This is a genomic window from Bacillus thuringiensis (assembly GCF_001182785.1).
GTDB lineage: Bacteria > Bacillota > Bacilli > Bacillales > Bacillaceae_G > Bacillus_A > Bacillus_A thuringiensis_S.
The window spans coordinates 4,740,826-4,758,290 of sequence record NZ_CP012099.1 but is presented as its reverse complement, the minus strand read 5'-3'; the positions used below and the strand labels follow the sequence as shown (position 1 = coordinate 4,758,290).

Sequence of the window (17,465 nt, the reverse complement as noted above, 5' to 3'; positions counted from 1 at the left end):
TTTTTTTATTGGAGGGATAGATGTGAAAAATGGAGTGAAGCATGCGTTACCAATGGAAGTACAACAGTTAATGGAGCGGTACACAGTAGAATTAAAAGAAATTTTTTTGGATGAAAAAATAGTTGGGGTATATATTTACGGATCCATCGCACTAGGTGCATTTCATAAGGAAACGAGCGATGTTGATTTTGTTACAGTGATAAATGATTCCGTGAATAGAGCTGAAAAACAGCAGCTTGTGGAACTACATAAGAAACTTAGTGATAATACGCTAGGTAAAAGAATGGACGGTATGTATATTCCGCTTGCTGACTTAGGGAAATACAATGATGAAATGAACGAGTACGTTTATTGTGCAGAAGGAAAAGCGGACATTGGTTATTGGGATATTAATGCGGTCACATGGTGGATGTTGAAAAATCAAGGCATTACAGTTACCGGAAAAGAAGCAGAAGATCTTCCGCTGCAAATACAATGGAATGATGTAGTAAATACGATGAAATACAACGTAGAACAGTACTGGAGTGAAAAAGCGAAGAAGCCATATTTATTTTTTATAGAAGAGTGGGTAGAATCAGCTGTCGTTACGATGGGACGTATTTTATATACACTAGATCATAAAACAATCGTTTCAAAAGATAGAGGATTGCAATACTTGTCAGAACGTTCAGCGGAAGAATGGGGGCTTTTATTAAAAGAAGTAGCGAGAATACGGCAGAACCCAAAAGAAAAGCGAATGCTCTCAAGGTGGAGAAGGGCAGATATGACGAAGAGGTACTTACTGCATTTAATTGAGACGTGTAGAGAGAAATAGTAGTAGTTTTTTATTTTGCATAATTTCATTTGCAAAAATGTCCTATATAGTTGAGGTAGGACTTATAATAAGTCCTATTTTTTGAAAAATTAACAATAGATTAACGAAATGTGGGATTAAAGTTATGAAATAACAAATTGTAACCCCCTGTTTTTATTTAACAAATCTAAAAATTAAATCATCCCCTAAACACCTTACTTCCTTGCGAATAATGAGTTACTATTAATATATCTATATAATACATTTAGTATTGAACAAGACAGAAGGAGACATGTTATGGGATTTTTAGAAGTTGTAGGGAGTTTGTTATTTTTTGCATCACTTGTTTTATTAGTAATTTCATTAGTAAGTAAAATTAGAAAAAAACCAGCAAAAATATGGATAAAAAGAGCTATTATTTCATTTGTATTAGCAATGGTAATATTAGGATTTAATGTCTCATTTTTAGGTGGAATAGCGGTAATATTTTTCTTTATGGGCTTATATGGTTTAGCTAAAATCATTCAACTATTGGTTAAAAAGAAAGATGGTAAAAAGAAATTTGCTATTCTTATGGTCATAGGATTTGTAGGATACTCTATTTTTGATAGTTCTTTTTTATTAAATGCAACTTACAATAAGCCTGCTGAAAAAGTTGCAAATGCAAAACAAGAAGAAAAGAAAGAAGAAAAGAAAGAAAAGGTTACATACAAGAAATATGGTATCGAAGAAATAAAATCGATGTTTACAGTCGGAATGACTAAAGAAGATTTTTCTAATAAAAAAGAAGAAGCAAGTCTTAATAATCGCTCCTTTGAAGATTACGAAGGATATTCTGTATACACTTTCAATTCCTCTGAAGGTAAAATAGCGGCTGTTGTTTTAAATAAGACTGCTGTTACAAAGATTGAAGTTTTTGATAATGAGGATTCTATTGCAAACTTTATTAAAGAGGAAGAAGTTAGAATTAAAGAAGAGCAAAGGATTATTAAAGAAAAAGAGCAGGAAGAGTTAAAGAAAAAACTTGAAGAATCATACAATAATAGTAAACAAAAACTAGAAGGATCTGGAGATTCTGTTACAAGTAAAATTAATTTGAATTCAGGTTTAGCATTCTTTGAGTTTACCAATCAAGGTTCAAGAAACTTCATCGTTCATCTAAAAGATTCTTCGGGTACAGCTACTCAATTATTAGTAAATACTATTGGGAGCTATAAAGGAACAGTCCAAACAACGGTTCCTTCATCTGGAGAGTACTATTTAGAAGTGAAATCAAGTGGAGGTTGGAGTAGCTCGGTAACCCAAAAGGCTTCTCCAAATACAGAAAAAGCACCAGGCACAGTTAGCGGTCATGGGGACGATGTGGTATTTATCGAAGTACCAAGTGGTAACCACATAATTAAACTTAAACATACGGGCTCAAGAAACTTTATTATTAAAGTGAATGATAAAAACTTGCTTGTTAACAAAATTGGAAGTTATGAGGGATCAGCTTCTCAAGTATTCCAAGACACAGGAATGTATAGCTTTGGTGTTAAAGCTGACGGAGATTGGAGCATTACAATAGAATAAAAAAAAGCGGTCATAGGGATATGACCGCTTTTTTTTATTTGAATGAGATTATAATCAATACAATTTATAGAAGTAATAAAGCATCGGAATTTTATTTGAAATTTCACCTTAAAAAAATCGTTTACTGTTATTTCATGTTGTTACATACCGTAAAAGTACTTTACAAGGAATGAGAATTCGACAGATAATATAAAAAAATATGTAGGCGGGGAAGATGATGAGTAAATATAAATTACATATAGATAAAGAACAACTATGGAAAGGCTGCGTTTTAAATGCGATTGCCCATGCAATTAATGTAGCGCATTGTCCAGATTTCTCACATGAAAGTTCATGGGATGGATTTAACTATAGTATGCAAGATAGCCAAGGCGGACAAGGGACAATTACGTTTCATCCGAATTACACGATTGTATGTCTTCAAGATGTGAATAGCGAGAGAATTGATGAGTGGATTGATGCGAAAAATTATTTTGAAGGGGCACCTTCGGAAGTAATAGATATTGCGAAAGAAGAAGCACTTCAATACGTATTAGAAGAAGTAGAAGGCGAAACAGTTCCTTTGATTACAACTGCATTTTGGATTGAGGATAGCGGTGCGTATTCAATTGATTCATTTGAAGAGATGGAAGAGCACGGCGGATTCTTATTAGAAATTCCATTACTTGATACAGAATCAGCAATAGAAAGACTGGAAGAAGAGTATGAACTGACAGAGGAACAAATAGAGCTTTTACAACTCGTGTATAAGAAAAAAATCCAAAGTCCAAATGAGGAAATTAAGTTGTCTAAAGAAGAAATAGCAATGATTGGAACGGAAGATAGCGAAGGATTGGAAGTTAGTAAGGACTCATTTGAAGAAATGAATATTACTTGGGAGTTGTAGGATAGGATATAAAATTGTGATAAAGCACTAGTAGAAAGCACAATGTGAAATCACATTGCACTTTCTACTAGCTTTTTCATATACATATCAACTTCATGAAAGAATAGGGGCTCTTTTTCCTCGGTATTCAGATGCACGGCGCAATGTAAATATTGCTGTAAGTAGCGAGTAGCTTGTTCGTACTGTTTTAATTTGTAGAAAGAAAAACAAGTAAGAAGTAGAAACGCTTTTTCTCGTAATATTGGAACGACAGCTAGTACAGGAGTAATGGAATGTATATTTGTTTCCACTAAATTTTCATAAGATGCCCACGTTTGAAACCAGTCGAAAATAGTAGAAAGGTAATTCGGAATTTCGATAGTTTCATGTGAAACATTATGCAATAACTAGTTCTGTTTGATATGTATAGGCTCTATTCTCGTTTGTAGAATGCAATCGAATATTGAAATGTTTTCTTTTAATTGTAATTGGTTTGTAATAAGCTGCGGTAGACCGATAGGGTGGACTCCTATATTTATATAAAAGTCATCTCCAAACTGGCTTTTTTGTATGTTAATGAGCTTATAAAATCCATTTTCAGCTATGAAAAATGTATGTCTTTTTTTCTTAAAGCCGAGTGGTTTTAAAGTGGCGTGTAAATTTGTAATGAAATCTCGATCCTTTTTAGAGCGAGACTTATTCTTCGTCATATTCATACGTAGTTAAGTTTTGTAAGAAACTTTCAAAGTTAGGTGCTAATTCAATAATTTCCTCAAACTCATTATCGATAAATATAACTGGGGGATTTTCAGCTACATTTCGATAGTCTAATGCAATCCATGTATGTCCATCACCAGACAAGAGTACGAGATTCTCAGGCATTTCCCATTCCTGAATTAAATAACGGCTCTCTAAAATACTAGATTCATTTTCATCAAAAGAAATGCCATATAAGCCAGAAACATTAACGTGATCGTCTGCCCAAGAATTCGGCTCTGAAGTAGGGTGAGTATCAAGACGAAGAGTTCCCCCATTTTGTTCTTTTAGAAGGTTTATGTATGATTCTGGAAGCTTTACGTTCAGTACTTCTTCTGCTTTTTTGATTAGTTCATCGTTAATGGGTGCTAGTTTTAAATAGTCATCGTCTGCCCAAATTGTACTCTTCATATTCGGTCACCTCAAATAATAGTTTTAAGAATCTTATGTCATATATTATAGTTAGTTTAGATAACACGCAATAGAGGGAGGGACGGAGTATGGATGTGTATGAATACCTCGATCACGTAAATTCTAAAGAAGATTTATTAAAATTTCTTGTATACCTCCAAAAGGATTTTAAAGTGAATAAAGATGAATGGGAAAATGTAGAGGTAGAGACTTATTTAGAGGCATTAAATAGTTGGTTAGGTTCTTGTGAATCGGTTTATATAAATCAAGGAGAGAAGTTTCCAGAAAATATTCCATGGAAGTTTATTGCTCAAATGTTACTTGCGGCAGCTCATTATGAATAAAATTAGATTTTAAAAAGATAGAATGGAGAAGATAACATGATTAACCATAATAAAATTAAACAACTTTTAGCACATGTAGATCGTGCTGAGGATAATGAAATTGAGCTAGAGTATGAATCTGAACCTATGACGATAGAATTGTTTAATAGTGAAGAAATAGAAGAAGGGCAACTTGGTTATAGTTTTGATGAAGAAGGACAAAGCTTAGTCGGGAATGAAGAAGGAGATTGGAAAGAAGGATGGATTGTAATAGGGATAGATTCATATCTTGGAGACCCGATTTTTGTAGATAGTAATGATGAGGATTGTCCGGTTTATACAGCTATGCACGGTGAGGGAGACTGGGAGCTGGAATGTATAGCGGAACGTATAGAAGATATTATTGAGAAAGTGAAGGGGAATGTGCGAGAAATAAAATAGTATTTCAATGTGATTAAAAGGGAGGAAATAATGAAAAAGTTTCAAATCGAACTAAATAAACTGCCGACAGAAAATGCTGGAGAAATAGTACTTAGTATAGATGAGAGAATTGTGTTTGAAGAAAAAACAGACATAATAGGACCGATTTGTCAGTTGTTTGATGCTTGTATCGAGGTTTTTAAATATGATGACGCTACAATTTTCTTAAATGAATATGAAAAAAAGATGGAATTTAAGAAGAAAGATGGGGAGTTTCTCATTATTAATCAGAGAGGCAAGAAGTTAGCTAGTGTTGATAGCGAGCAATTTTTACGAGTACTCTTTTCGTTTCTTAAAAAGGAGATAGGGCAGATTTACATGAGTGGAGTTGATTCTTTTCGAATCAAAGATGCTTACCATAGAATGTTAGAAATTGATCCATTTGTTCCTAAACTTGTAAATGGAAATGACGAAATTATGTATCGAACTTATCATTCTACAAGTGACAAGTATGAATTAAAATGGAAGTATTTAAAAGGGAGAGAGGTTGAACCGATATTTACTCCGGTACTATCTCATGATAAGAAGAGTATCTTTTATGTAGAGGAAAATAACCACAGAATTCGTAAACTCGATAGTGAAACGAAAGAAGAGATTTGGCAGTGCCGTATTCCAATAGTAGAAGATTGTAATTGCATTACTGTGAATGGTGTCGTAATTATTTGGCATGCAAATAGATTTGGAGAAAGTATTGCGAAATTGTATGCTATTTCATCAAGTTGTGGAGAGCTTCTATGGGATTTAGAAATAGAAGGGCATATTATACAAGATGTAAAAACTACGGGAGAAGAGTTACCACGTTTACTAGTTATTACACAAGAAGGCTACAATGTTTTATTAGAGCTTGAAAGTGGAGTAAAAGTATGGGAAAAGAATGTTCGAGTCGGAGGAGAAAAATTGCAGTGCCATCTTGGCCCAGATTACTATGTATTAGCAGGGAATCCTTTTGATGAAGATGGCGAAGTTGATGCATATAGTAATGTTGCAATTGCCATTCAATTATTAAACGCTTCTACACTATGGAAACAAATGATTGAAGATTGTAATCCAAATGAACCAGTTACTTTAACTAATGAACATTTTATATGTGTAGCAATAGAGGTATTACAAAAGTGGGAATATGGAAAAGAAGGTTGTAACTTAATTTTCGAAAAAGCTTTTGATGAGGTATGGTACGCTTGCATTGGATCAACGGAAGCGACAATACTATTAACAAGAACTGAGTATGGATATGAAGGGGTAAGTAGACAAATACAATGTTATGATCATAAGAGCGGTCAAAAGTTATATGAAGTAAATATGTCTTTTGAAATTGAATTGCCTCCATTTCTTATCGGAGAGATGATGGTATTGTCCTTAGGAGAAGGCAGAATTTGTGGTATTAATATTCAAACAGGTAAAGTGCTTTGGAACAATACTATTCTACATGATATTACAGAGGTTCTGTTATATAAAGATGGAGAAATTTACATTGCAACTTCAAATTTAGAATTGATAATACTTGATGCTGAATGTGGCGAAGTAAAAGATATAATTAAACTTCCTAAAAATGTTGTTGTAATAGATTTTATTGTATCAATTGAGGAAGTTAATAATGGACTATTCATTAGTTGTGTAAGTGGAAATATGTTTGAAATAATAGAAGGTTAATTTGTGAGCTCTCTTAAGTCGAGATGTTTGTTTTAAAATAGTAGTATATATTCACTAAAAAAGATGTATAAAAATGATTTTGATGCATCCTTTTTAGTGAATATATAAAATAATTAACTTAGTGTATTAAATATATGATACATGATTATTTTAATATATTTAAAAGTAAAATGAAATAAGAAACGGATAATTGTCGGAATATATTCGATTTCCGTTCAATTTTATGAAATATGTGTACTTTTTGTTAGATTCCTTCATTTTGTCCATATACAATAAATGTATATAGAAATAAGAAAAGGATGATGTACGTGAAGGACACTGTTTTACAAGAAACAATTTCTCAACAAGAATTACATAAAGTTGTTCAAAAGAATACAGCTTATTATGATTTTAAGTGGGGTAAAGTAGAAAACCCTGCGCAAGGGAATACATGGAATTGGGTAGCCTTTTTCTTCCCAACCTTTTGGTTAGCTTATCGCAAAATGTATAAGTTATTTATTATATTTGCGTTATTGGCTATACCTAGTATAGTTATAACCCCTTTTATAGATATTCCAGAGGGGATTTATGTAACATTTAGTTTAGCTCTTCAATTAGGAATGATGATATTTACTGGATGGCAAGGAAACCGTTTATATTATAAGCATGCTGTTCGTGTTTTTCGTAAGGGAGAAGATGCGCCTGATCATAAGAAGGCGTATTTCTTACAATCTAAGGGTGGCGCTAGTGTAGCTGGTATGATTGGTTTACAAGTTATAGTCGGGATTGTGTTTGGCGGAGCTATGCTCGGACTTTCTCTTTTACCAACTGAGCCGAATATTAAAAACGTTGTTCGTTCAACTGGTGAAGGGGTTACTTTAGAGATTATGACTGATAATCCAACCTGGAAGTTTGTGAAGAAAGAAAAAGATTATGATGTAGTAGAGTTTACTGGCTATGATTATACAGAGAAGAAAAACGTGAAAATTAAATTTGCTGTTTATTTCGATGAAGATTATTTCGAGTGGCAAGAGGTATATGAAAATAATAAGAAGTTAAGTGAAGAAGAAGTAGAAGAATATCAAATTTATATTGAAGAAAATAATTGGGGTTTCTAGAGGGAACTCGTTCATTTTGAAAAGAAGAATCTTGTGAAGGTTCTTCTTTTATTTATTAGGGGGAGAGAAATGATTTCAGCATTAATAGAAGCTCTAATAGGATCTATTAGTTTAAGTACGGGTTTACACACGAAAAAGATTGATGCTAACATACTTTACTTGCAGCAGTATGAATGGTTTCGAATGATGTATGAAGACGAGAAGTATCGAAAATTATTTATTACGAACTACAAAGTTCGTTCATATTTACAAAGTAAGTTAAGAGTTCGATTGCTCGTAAAAAATAAAAATGCACAACGAAGATTTTTAAAATTAGTAGAAGAACAAATAGAAAAAAGGCATACGAATTGAAAATTTGTAAAATACAATAAAAAATGAGAATTTGAGGTAGGCTTGTCAATAACGTGAGACTATGGCACTATAAAGAAATGCTATACAAATTTTATTTATCGAGATGTAAACATCAATTTTGATTTTTACGTATAAATAATGAACGGAGGAAATGAATTTATGGCTACTTTACCAAATTGTCCAAAATGTAATTCAGAATATACGTATGAGGATGGCGTTCTTTTCGTATGTCCAGAATGTGCTCATGAGTGGGGCCAAGACGCAGAAGCTGAAAATAATGATGGTGCAAAAGTTGTAAAAGATGCGAACGGAAACGTTCTTCAAGATGGCGATGCTGTTACTGTTATTAAAGATTTAAAAGTAAAAGGAACTTCTTCAGTTGTGAAGATCGGTACGAAAGTAAAGAGTATCCGTCTAGTTGATGGCGATCACGATATCGATTGCAAAATCGACGGTTTCGGAGCTATGAAGTTAAAATCACAGTTCGTTAAGAAGGCGTAGTACAAATAAAAAGAGGAGGCGAATAGCCTCCTCTTTTTATTATGTCACTTTTTGTCGGTAAATCGATATTTCGTACAAAATCGTTGATATATTCTGAGTTATGATAGATATATTTGAAAAATCGTTGATATATTGCAAGTTATGATAGATATATTGAAAAAATCGTTAATATAATTTCATTCATCGTGAACTACGCACGATTCACCGTGCACCATAGTCAATTTCTTTCAACTGACATCGCTTAGTAAAGAATGTTTTATATCCGAGCTGTAAGAAGATGATGACAGCGAAAGCGGTACTTCCTGAAATACCGAGTATGATGGCGATTTGATATTGAATGGCTGTGAATGGTGATACACCGGATAATATTTGACCAGTCATCATGCCTGGTAAGCTTATAATCCCCATTCCGACCATAGAATTGATCGTCGGTAAAATAGCAGAATCAAAAGCGTCTCGAATGAGCGGAGCAGCAGCTTCTTTCGGTGTTGCGCCGAGCATAAGTGCACCTTCAATTTGACCTCTTTTTGATTTCATATTGTTTAAGAACGTATTTGCACCGAGAGAAACGCCAGTCATGGCATTCCCAACTAACATTCCTGTAATAGGGACGATATATTGCGGAGCATACCAAGGGTCATGACCGATAATAACAAAAATAAATAGTAGAAGTGGTCCAATTGATCCAGCGACCATGGAAAGGGCAGCTACTCGTTTTAATTCTTTAGACATTGGGATGTTAACTCGTTTATAAATATTAAAAATTGCAAAGGTAGTAATAGAAGTAATAAGAGCAATTGTATAAAATGGATTACTGTTTTCAAATACGTATGTAAGGACATATGCAACAAGTACGAGCTGAATGGTCATACGGAATGTTGCAATCGTAATTTGTTTCTCACGAGGTATTCCTTTTAATTTTACGAGTCCAATTAAAATAAGAATGAAAATATAGGCAGCGGCAAGTTGCCAAATTTGGAGTTCAATAACGCCCTTCAACTGAGAGCACTTCCTTTCTAGTTGCACCGTTTGTTTTACTAATTTCAATAATATCGTCTGCAATTTCTTCTGGAAGTTGTTGCGAGTGCGTGATGAAAATAACTGTTTTTTTCTTTTTTCGTGCTAGTTCAGTAAATTGTTTCATAACGCGGCGTTCTGTATCACTGTCTAGTGCTGAAGTGGGTTCATCTAATAAATAAACAGGCGGATCCATAAGTACAATACGAGCAAAGGCAAGTCTTTGTTTTTCACCGCCGGATAATGAGGAGGCGCTATCTTCTAATTGCTTGTCTAAGCTAACGGTTTGTAACGCACTCCGTAGGGCATCATCATTTGGAAATGATTTTTCAGAAAGACGAAGTCCCATTAATAGGTTGTCTTTAATGGTTCCATCAAAAATAGGTGGAGTTTGCCCAAGCATAACTACTTCACGACGTAATTGAATAGGCGGATAATCAGAAATTAATTTTCCGTTATATTCAATTGTGCCGGATGTTGGAGATTGTAAATCGTTTAACATGCGAAGCAACGTGCTTTTTCCGCTTCCGCTTTCACCGATAATGCAAGTGATCTTTTCTTTTTGAATCTGTAAATAAGGAATGTGTAGTATATCTTTATATATAACGTCTTTTAATATAAACATAAATCGCTCCTTTCTGATTCTAGTTATATCGTATCAAAAAAAGAGGGAGAAATGGTTATAACGAACAACGTTTTTTCTTCGTTTTAAGTTTTATTAGTAAGTTAAGTAAACGATCTAATTCTTGGCTGAAAGAAATCACTTTATCATGAGTGAATCCGTATCGTTCAACGAGATAGATTAACTCTTTCTTTTTCGCTTCTATTCGATTGTTTAGTTTCGATAAGTTCATAAGTGGAATGTAATGCCTCCTATAAAAGTATTTATCACATAAAAAATAAGACCGAATGAATTCGGTCTTAAAGGAAATAATAAAACAACTTACAAATAGCATACACTATTCATCGATAGTTTTTAATATTAAAATGAAAAATAAATCATTATACATATTGAGAAAGATGTGTCTGATAATTTTTAAAAACTGATGCAAAGAAGCTGCCTACATAGTAGACAGCCTGTAAAGTATTAACCCTTATGATATTTGTACATCCAAAGAAGACCGGATTTTAATAATCTTGGTACACGTCCCATTAATGGTTGATTTGCGAGTAAACCGAATCCATGCTTTTTACCAAGAGATCCTAGAACACCCTTTAATTTAATAACAGGTAGTTCATCAGGGAGTGGTTCATTATTCCAACGTTTTAATAATATTTGGACAATTTGTTCTCCTTGACCTTCAGCAAGTTGGGCAGATGGTGCATGTGGAAGTGCTGCGCAATCTCCTACAACGTAAACGTGCTCGTTGTTTGGAATATTATGATATTTAGTTAAGACAACCCGTCCGCTACCATCTTGTTCAACTGGAAGGTTTCGAACAACTTCATTTGCTTGAATACCAGCTGTCCAGACGATTGCATCACATTCAAGTGGTTCATCGTGGTTATACACAATATTTGGTTCCACTTTTGTAATGTTAGAGTTTCTTATAATATTAACTTTATGTTTTACGAACCATTCTTCTACGTATCTACTTAATTTCTCTGGATACGGGAATAAAATTCTATCTTTTCGATCAAATAAATAGATTTTTAAATCAGAACGACTTTCGCGAAGTTCACTTGCTACTTCAACGCCGCTTAAGCCGGCGCCAACAACTGCTACAGTTGCGTTTGGTTCTAGACTATTTAATTGTTCATATGTTTTACGTGTTTGTTCAATCGATTGTAGGCTATGTGTATATTCCTTCGCCCCAGGAACGTTATGATATTTATCTTCACAGCCAAGCCCGATAATTAAATCATCATATTGGATCGCTTCGCCGCCATCGAGATGAACCGCTTTTTCTTCGAGATCAATATTTGTTATTGTGCCGTATTGAATATTGAGGCGTGGGTGCTCAGGAAACGGTATACGAATATGCGTTTCTGAAATAGTACCCGCAACTAATGCATAATATTCAGTTTTGAAACAATGATATGGTACTTTGTCGATTAATGTCACTTGTACATCATCCGGAAGTTGGTTGCTTGGAAGTAGCCGTTGCAGAATTCTCATTCCACCGTAGCCGCCACCTAGTATTACGAGGTGTTTCATGATGGATTACCCCTTTTCTGTTGAAATATCCCCTAATCATAAAATTTTATATTAATAAAATATTTTGACTTTACTCAATCAAATTATATCGAATTTGTGAACAAATAACAATGCATGAATGAATACTCTGTTGTACAATAAGAAGAAAAGTAAAGTAAACTGTTTTGCCTTTTTAGTTACTATTTCATTGCAAGTAGCATGTTATATAAAATAAAATCATCTACTTTGAAGTGAAATAGTGAAGTAACTAAATAGTTTAGGATGTATAACGAAAACAACAAGAGACAGCTTAGTTTTCTTCTTATAGATGAAGTCAGAAGGTAATTTGTTTTGTAGTACAGGGGGGAGAATTTTGATTAAACCATTAATTGAATTTTGTGTAGGTAACCTTGCAAGTGGTTCACAAGCAGCGTTAGAGAAATTAGAAAAAGATCCGAATTTAGATGTAATGGAATATGGTTGTTTAGGATATTGTGGTATTTGTTTTGAAGGACCATTTGCACTTGTGAATGGTGAAGTTGTACAAGGTGCGACAGTAGAAGAGCTTGTAAATAATGTATATGATTATTTGGATGAAAATCCAATGTTTTAAGGTGTTGCGAATGAGCAACGCCTTTTTCATTTTAATTTAGATAAAACGTTATTTTGGAGGGTAGGTTAATACTGGAGATAAATAAAAAAAGGCCCTTTTAGAAGGGCTTTTTTCTTACACAATGTGTGTAAGAGTGGCTCATCGCCAAACGTTGTCAAATATGAGAAACGGGGGACATTCATATTGTGTTCTAAAAGCATGCATTCTATACTTAAAATAACAAATTATTTTTGGAGTGAATACAAATGAGCCAATTTTCTTTTACAAAAATGCATGGTCTTGGCAATAGTTATATATATGTAAATATGTTTGAAGAGCAAATTCCTGAAGAAGATTTAGCTCTTGTGGCGGAAAAGGTTTCAAATATTAATACTGGTATTGGAGCAGACGGAATGATTTTAATTTGTCCGTCTGATGTAGCTCCGGTGAAAATGCGTATGTTTAATAATGACGGATCAGAAGGAAAGAGCTGTGGTAATGGTTTGCGCTGCGTAGCGAAATATGCGTATGAGCATAAACTAGTAGAAGAAACAGTTTTCACAATTGAAACGTTAGCTGGTATTGTAACGGCTGAAGTAACAGTAGAAGATGGTGTCGTGAAATTAGCGAAAATCGATATGGGAGCACCGCGTCTAACACGTGCAGAAATACCGATGCTCGGTGAAGGTGAAACACCATTTATTCGTGAAAACTTCTTATACAATAATCATCGTTATGCATTTACGGCTGTTTCAATGGGGAACCCGCACGCGGTTATTTTTGTTGAGGATGTAGAGAAAGCACCTCTTACAACACTTGGTCCAGTTCTTGAGACACATGAAATGTTCCCAGAGCGAGTGAATGTTGAATTTATCGAGATTTTAAACGATGAAGAAATGAATTTCCGTGTTTGGGAACGTGGTTCTGGTGTAACGCAAGCTTGCGGAACAGGGGCATGCGCTGCAGTTGTAGCTGCTATTTTGAATGGGAAGATGGAACGTGGTAAAGAAATTACCGTTCATTTAGCTGGCGGCGATTTAATGATTGCTTGGACAGAAGAAGGAAACGTGTTAATGAAAGGACCTGCGGAAGTAATTTGCCGCGGAGTGTATGAGTACAAGATAGAAGCGTAAAGATGTATAATAGAATGAGAACAGAAAGGATGGTGTATTTCATGATTGAAGTAACAGAACAAGCAGCTTTTCAAATTAAAGATATGTTAAAAGATGCTGAAGATGGAGAGAAGTACGTGCGCCTTGCTGTACATGGCGGCGGATGTACTGGCCTTTCTTACGGCTTAGGATTTGAAGTAGAACCAAAAGAAGACGACATAGTTCTTGAGTTTTTCGGTGTTGAATTTGTTATCGATACAGAAAGTGCTCCAATTGTTAAAGGAGTAAAAATTGATTATAAACAATCTATGCTTGGTGGCGGATTCACAATCGACAATCCAAACGCAATCGCATCATGCGGATGCGGATCATCTTTCCGTACAGCTACGAATGCTGGTAAGCCAGAAGAGTGCTAAGGTTTTAGCCGAAATAGAAAAAGGCCTTTTTAACGATGGATGAAATCGTTAAAAAGGTCTTTTTTTTGTCGTAAAAGTGCGATTAGTACGGGCTAATTAAAGTTTCACTTTATCTTTGCATAGATGCAAGTATCAGTTAGTTGTTTGCCGTCAGCTGAAAAATCTTCATTACGTAATATCCCTTCAAGTTCAAAGTCTAGTTTTTCAGGAATCGCACGACTTTTCGTGTTATTACGTTCACATCGTATTTCAATCCTTCTAAATTTGAATAACTGAAATCCAAGGTTTATTAACGCATTTACTACTTCTGTCATATATCCATTGCCACTAAATTGCGTGCTAATCCAGTATCCAATTTCACATTTAGAAACCTTCCAATCAATTCCGTGAAGGCTAGCGGTTCCAATAAAATCCTTCGTCTCCTTATGGTAGATAAGATAGCGAAAGCTTTCTCTTTTCAAAAAATCTATATGCGCATTTCTCAGGAGAATTTCCGTTTCTTCAACAGTAGGAATGGACTGGAATAAAGACAACCACTGCTTTAATTCACTAATTGAATCTTTAATAGCTTCGTGTACTACATTCCCTTCACCTGCTTGAAGTGGTGCTCGAAGAATGAGTCTATCTGTTTCTATTTGTAACGGAACATCTAATAAAATAGGGTTCATATCATTTCTCCTCTCGAAACCTTTAAATTAGGACAGAATGAAACTTATATAATAAAAAAACTTTCACCCAAAAGAAATAATTCTTGAGGACGAGAGTTGCAATTTATAATAAATGAATTGAAAAATACTTTATCTCACTAATAGAAAATCTTGTCATAGCATCACTATTAGTTATTATAGAACTGTGCGAAGTACAGGAATATAGTAAAGCTTATCTCCCATAAAGGAACCTCTTAAAAACGAGTAAACAATAAATATATATTCAATTCATCATTTAGAAATCCCTTTTCACATATTAAAAACTAAACTATCAGTTGGTACAGCAGCATTAGGTTGTTAAACTAATGCATATGTTAATTGAATAAGGAGTTATTATTTTTTAACCTGCTTTAAATTGAACGCATAATTCACGATTGATTATCTAAACGCAATCGCATCATGCAGATTTGGATCATCTTTCCGTACAGCGACGAATGCTGGTAAGCCAGAAGAGTGCAAAGTTACTTTAGAATTTTATTTGAATGTTATTATATATAGAATATATGATAAATGTTGTAAATTCGACTTTCATATTGTTCGTTTAAGACAAGATTATGCAACAGAAATGTAAATGAATAGCAGAATTATACTATTTATTAGTTATATTTAATGTTAATATTTGTAACGAAGATGATTGGGGATTATGTTCGGACTAGCTGTAGTTGCATCGGTTATTACTGCTAGGTAGATTTATCCCGCATTAACGGGCAGTAAGAGCCCTACTGATTAAAGTTTCATTTTATATAAAAAAGGTGCATGAGGGAGAAGGCTATAGCAAATTGTATAGAACTGAATAGTTCCGTATTAATTAAAATACGTTGATTACTAGATATTAAAAAATACCGGGGGGATTAGAGTGAAGTCATTTAAGAGAGTACTTATAGTAGGGATGGCGTTGACTACAGTATCGATTTTGGGAGCTTGTTCTAGCGATACAGACGTATTAACAAAAGTAGGAGCAAAGCAACCAGCGAAGGCGGAAGGTGACGTACTAAAAGATCAGAAGAAAACACCTATGACTACGAGCAAACGTGAAAGTATTAAAGACGAGGACGCTCCATCATCACAGAAGCGTTATATTTCTCATGATGAATCTCAAAAGATTGAGGAAGGTATGACGTATACGGATATTCTTAATACGATTGACTACGGTGGTGAGAACGTAAAACATTATAATAACAATGAAAAACGCGTATTTTATACTGAAAAAGATACGGATGGTACATATGAAATTATAGTTGAATTAAATACATATGGTTACGTTGTGAATATTGAACGTACTGCTATAAAGGATACAGATAAAGATAAAGAGAAAGAGAATCGGGTATCTACGAAACGTATTGAAGAGCCTGTAAAGGAATATGAAGAAAAAAACGATCGTGTACCGTGGTATAAAGATGTAAATAACAATTCGGCAGCAGTAAGTTACAATCACTATTTGAAAATAAAAAAAGGTATGCCCGCGAATCAGGTAAAAGCTGCAATTGGACAGCCACATGTGATTGAGAAATATAAATCTTATTCAGTATATGATTATACTGGTTATGGTGGAGAAGGATCATTACGTGTAATCTTTGAACCGAATGGAACTGTTACGGATGTAGTGGAAGATGGTTTACCACGATAATAAACTAGTTATGGGAAGAGTTGTAGTAAAGTTGTCGTTGATTTTATAAAGTTTTTGGGAGCATACCCGAATATAGATGGAAAAATAATTTTATTAGCCATGTTAACTATAGTATTTACCGAAGTCTCTTCCAAATTCAATAGCGTTATTGTGGATGTTGTTGTCGCATTATTCTTGTTGGCATATACCGCAGTAGGGCAGCAGTTGTAACTGGACGTAAAAGGACGCGGAGTAGTAGCAGCTTTCTTTTGAAAGAAGGAGGAAAATATGATGGAGGATATTTTTGAATTCATAGGGAGATACGTAATTAAACCTATTATTAGTTTAGTAAGATATCTTGTAATAGAGATTATAATTGAGGGCATAATAGAAGGCGTAATAAACGGTATAAGGAAATTACGTGATAAGTGGCGAAATTGGGGTGAAAGACGTTATTGGCGGTAGTGTAGCTGATGAGCGTGCGAAACAAAAACGTTATACAGAAGTTATGAAGAAGTTTAATGAAATGATAGCAAACCACCCGCATTTAGAATCTGTACTCGTTCCAATTGGTGATGGAATGACAATTTCTAAAGTGAAGAAATAATTATTATCTTACAAAAGTGTAATGTTCATGTCATGTTTTTGAATTTCTTCTTTAAGCTCTGGGCTTTAAGATAAGAATATAAGAAAAAACATATGAGGTGAAGGAAATGAAAAGGTACATTGCACTGTTTAGTATTTTAGTTGTATTCGCAAGCTTGTTAGTTGGTTGTGATTTAAACCGTATGGGTAAAGATGAGTATTACGTTCAAATTACAGTAGATGGAAAAGAGTATAATGGTAAGTCTAGTAATGGTGAACCATATAAAGATTATCAATATAAACTAACTGGATTTGATAAAGACGGTAAAGAGAAAGAATTAGAATTTAATGCACAAAAAAATCTTCGTAAAGAAGCATTTCTACGTGTATATCATTCAGATAAAAAAGGTGTATCAGCTTGGGAAGAAGTGAAGAAAGACGAGCTTCCAGCGAAAGTGAAAGAAAAATTAAGTGTGAAATAAGACAGGTAAAAA

23 protein-coding genes and 1 pseudogene are annotated in these 17,465 nt (G+C 34.1%); 16 read left to right on the top strand and 8 right to left on the bottom strand.

All coding sequences use genetic code 11. From position 1 onward, the window contains the following. Positions 1 to 22: 22 nt before the first annotated feature. The 3 genes from AC241_RS24645 to AC241_RS24635 all read left to right on the top strand — a co-directional run bounded on the left by AC241_RS24645 (position 23) and on the right by AC241_RS24635 (position 3,251). On the top strand, positions 23 to 814 hold the full coding sequence (locus tag AC241_RS24645; RefSeq protein ID WP_050844879.1) for a nucleotidyltransferase domain-containing protein: 792 nt from the start codon (positions 23 to 25) through the stop codon (positions 812 to 814). Between the two features lie 276 nt (positions 815 to 1,090). Further along, positions 1,091 to 2,365 carry a tripartite tricarboxylate transporter TctB family protein gene (locus AC241_RS24640; RefSeq protein WP_050844660.1) on the top strand — a complete coding sequence of 425 codons (1,275 nt, stop codon included), beginning with the start codon at positions 1,091 to 1,093 and terminating at the stop codon, positions 2,363 to 2,365. Between the two features lie 217 nt (positions 2,366 to 2,582). After that, a complete protein-coding gene (locus AC241_RS24635; RefSeq protein WP_050844659.1) occupies positions 2,583 to 3,251 on the top strand; it encodes a hypothetical protein in 669 nt (222 codons plus the stop codon). A 50-nt stretch (positions 3,252 to 3,301) separates the two neighbouring features. On the opposite strand, the gene AC241_RS36045 is transcribed toward AC241_RS24635, so the two are convergent. The 3 genes from AC241_RS36045 to AC241_RS24620 are packed head-to-tail and all read right to left on the bottom strand — an operon-like array spanning position 3,302 to position 4,397. Then, entirely contained in the window at positions 3,302 to 3,634 is a 333-nt protein-coding gene (locus AC241_RS36045; RefSeq protein ID WP_050844658.1) for a hypothetical protein, read from the bottom strand. Between the two features lie 3 nt (positions 3,635 to 3,637). Further along, positions 3,638 to 3,940 (bottom strand): DUF4304 domain-containing protein, encoded by a 303-nt coding sequence (locus AC241_RS36040; protein ID WP_224413681.1) that lies wholly within the window; start codon positions 3,938 to 3,940, stop codon positions 3,638 to 3,640. After that, entirely contained in the window at positions 3,927 to 4,397 is a 471-nt protein-coding gene (locus AC241_RS24620) for an SMI1/KNR4 family protein (RefSeq protein WP_050844656.1), read from the bottom strand. The genes AC241_RS36040 and AC241_RS24620 overlap by 14 nt, the downstream gene beginning before the upstream one ends. Before the next feature lie 89 nt (positions 4,398 to 4,486). Here AC241_RS24620 and AC241_RS24615 point away from each other — a divergent pair, with 89 nt between their 5' ends. From AC241_RS24615 to phnA, 6 genes are all read left to right on the top strand, one after another. Continuing rightward, positions 4,487 to 4,741, top strand: a complete 255-nt coding sequence (locus tag AC241_RS24615; protein WP_029443516.1) for a DUF7660 family protein — start codon at positions 4,487 to 4,489, stop codon at positions 4,739 to 4,741. A gap of 36 nt (positions 4,742 to 4,777) precedes the next feature. After that, positions 4,778 to 5,161: a hypothetical protein gene (locus AC241_RS24610; protein ID WP_029443515.1), complete on the top strand. Its 384-nt coding sequence runs from the start codon at positions 4,778 to 4,780 to the stop codon at positions 5,159 to 5,161. A 30-nt stretch (positions 5,162 to 5,191) separates the two neighbouring features. Then, complete coding sequence (locus tag AC241_RS24605) at positions 5,192 to 6,850, top strand: outer membrane protein assembly factor BamB family protein (protein WP_050844655.1); 1,659 nt, start codon at positions 5,192 to 5,194, stop codon at positions 6,848 to 6,850. A 299-nt stretch (positions 6,851 to 7,149) separates the two neighbouring features. Beyond that, the gene (locus tag AC241_RS24600) at positions 7,150 to 7,947 is read left to right on the top strand and encodes a DUF2628 domain-containing protein (protein WP_140163890.1); all 798 of its coding nucleotides are present in this window, start codon (positions 7,150 to 7,152) and stop codon (positions 7,945 to 7,947) included. 69 nt (positions 7,948 to 8,016) lie between these two features. Further along, the gene (locus AC241_RS24595) at positions 8,017 to 8,298 is read left to right on the top strand and encodes a hypothetical protein (RefSeq protein ID WP_016079860.1); all 282 of its coding nucleotides are present in this window, start codon (positions 8,017 to 8,019) and stop codon (positions 8,296 to 8,298) included. A 159-nt stretch (positions 8,299 to 8,457) separates the two neighbouring features. Next, positions 8,458 to 8,799, top strand: a complete 342-nt coding sequence (gene phnA / locus AC241_RS24590) for an alkylphosphonate utilization operon protein PhnA (RefSeq protein ID WP_000212735.1) — start codon at positions 8,458 to 8,460, stop codon at positions 8,797 to 8,799. Between the two features lie 201 nt (positions 8,800 to 9,000). On the opposite strand, the gene AC241_RS24585 is transcribed toward phnA, so the two are convergent. From AC241_RS24585 to AC241_RS24570, 4 genes are all read right to left on the bottom strand, one after another. Further along, the gene (locus tag AC241_RS24585) at positions 9,001 to 9,798 is read right to left on the bottom strand and encodes an ABC transporter permease (protein ID WP_050844653.1); all 798 of its coding nucleotides are present in this window, start codon (positions 9,796 to 9,798) and stop codon (positions 9,001 to 9,003) included. Continuing rightward, positions 9,782 to 10,441 carry an ABC transporter ATP-binding protein gene (locus AC241_RS24580; RefSeq protein ID WP_050844652.1) on the bottom strand — a complete coding sequence of 220 codons (660 nt, stop codon included), beginning with the start codon at positions 10,439 to 10,441 and terminating at the stop codon, positions 9,782 to 9,784. Before AC241_RS24580 ends, AC241_RS24585 begins: the two co-directional genes overlap by 17 nt. A gap of 55 nt (positions 10,442 to 10,496) precedes the next feature. Continuing rightward, the gene (locus tag AC241_RS24575; protein WP_001054089.1) at positions 10,497 to 10,670 is read right to left on the bottom strand and encodes an aspartyl-phosphate phosphatase Spo0E family protein; all 174 of its coding nucleotides are present in this window, start codon (positions 10,668 to 10,670) and stop codon (positions 10,497 to 10,499) included. A gap of 233 nt (positions 10,671 to 10,903) precedes the next feature. Then, entirely contained in the window at positions 10,904 to 11,974 is a 1,071-nt protein-coding gene (locus tag AC241_RS24570) for an NAD(P)/FAD-dependent oxidoreductase (protein ID WP_000682065.1), read from the bottom strand. A 352-nt stretch (positions 11,975 to 12,326) separates the two neighbouring features. Here AC241_RS24570 and AC241_RS24565 point away from each other — a divergent pair, with 352 nt between their 5' ends. The 3 genes from AC241_RS24565 to AC241_RS24555 all read left to right on the top strand — a co-directional run bounded on the left by AC241_RS24565 (position 12,327) and on the right by AC241_RS24555 (position 14,073). Continuing rightward, positions 12,327 to 12,566: a YuzB family protein gene (locus AC241_RS24565; protein ID WP_000595025.1), complete on the top strand. Its 240-nt coding sequence runs from the start codon at positions 12,327 to 12,329 to the stop codon at positions 12,564 to 12,566. A gap of 245 nt (positions 12,567 to 12,811) precedes the next feature. Next, positions 12,812 to 13,678 carry a diaminopimelate epimerase gene (gene dapF, locus AC241_RS24560; protein WP_043935755.1) on the top strand — a complete coding sequence of 289 codons (867 nt, stop codon included), beginning with the start codon at positions 12,812 to 12,814 and terminating at the stop codon, positions 13,676 to 13,678. A 41-nt stretch (positions 13,679 to 13,719) separates the two neighbouring features. Beyond that, entirely contained in the window at positions 13,720 to 14,073 is a 354-nt protein-coding gene (locus AC241_RS24555) for a HesB/IscA family protein (protein ID WP_050844651.1), read from the top strand. 104 nt (positions 14,074 to 14,177) lie between these two features. Here the strand turns inward: AC241_RS24555 and AC241_RS24550 are convergent, their stop codons facing one another. Beyond that, positions 14,178 to 14,741, bottom strand: a complete 564-nt coding sequence (locus AC241_RS24550; protein ID WP_043935754.1) for a GNAT family N-acetyltransferase — start codon at positions 14,739 to 14,741, stop codon at positions 14,178 to 14,180. Between the two features lie 406 nt (positions 14,742 to 15,147). On the opposite strand from AC241_RS24550, the pseudogene AC241_RS33360 reads away from it, so the two are divergent. The 4 genes and pseudogenes from AC241_RS33360 to AC241_RS24535 form a co-directional block, all read left to right on the top strand. Beyond that, positions 15,148 to 15,237: pseudogene (locus AC241_RS33360) on the top strand (iron-sulfur cluster assembly accessory protein); the annotation flags it as partial. 399 nt (positions 15,238 to 15,636) lie between these two features. Continuing rightward, positions 15,637 to 16,407: a hypothetical protein gene (locus tag AC241_RS24545; RefSeq protein ID WP_048563703.1), complete on the top strand. Its 771-nt coding sequence runs from the start codon at positions 15,637 to 15,639 to the stop codon at positions 16,405 to 16,407. 400 nt (positions 16,408 to 16,807) lie between these two features. Next, the gene (locus tag AC241_RS24540) at positions 16,808 to 16,993 is read left to right on the top strand and encodes an O-methyltransferase (RefSeq protein ID WP_050844650.1); all 186 of its coding nucleotides are present in this window, start codon (positions 16,808 to 16,810) and stop codon (positions 16,991 to 16,993) included. A gap of 106 nt (positions 16,994 to 17,099) precedes the next feature. Beyond that, positions 17,100 to 17,453 (top strand): YxeA family protein, encoded by a 354-nt coding sequence (locus AC241_RS24535; protein ID WP_016079868.1) that lies wholly within the window; start codon positions 17,100 to 17,102, stop codon positions 17,451 to 17,453. The last annotated feature ends 12 nt before the right edge of the window (positions 17,454 to 17,465 follow it).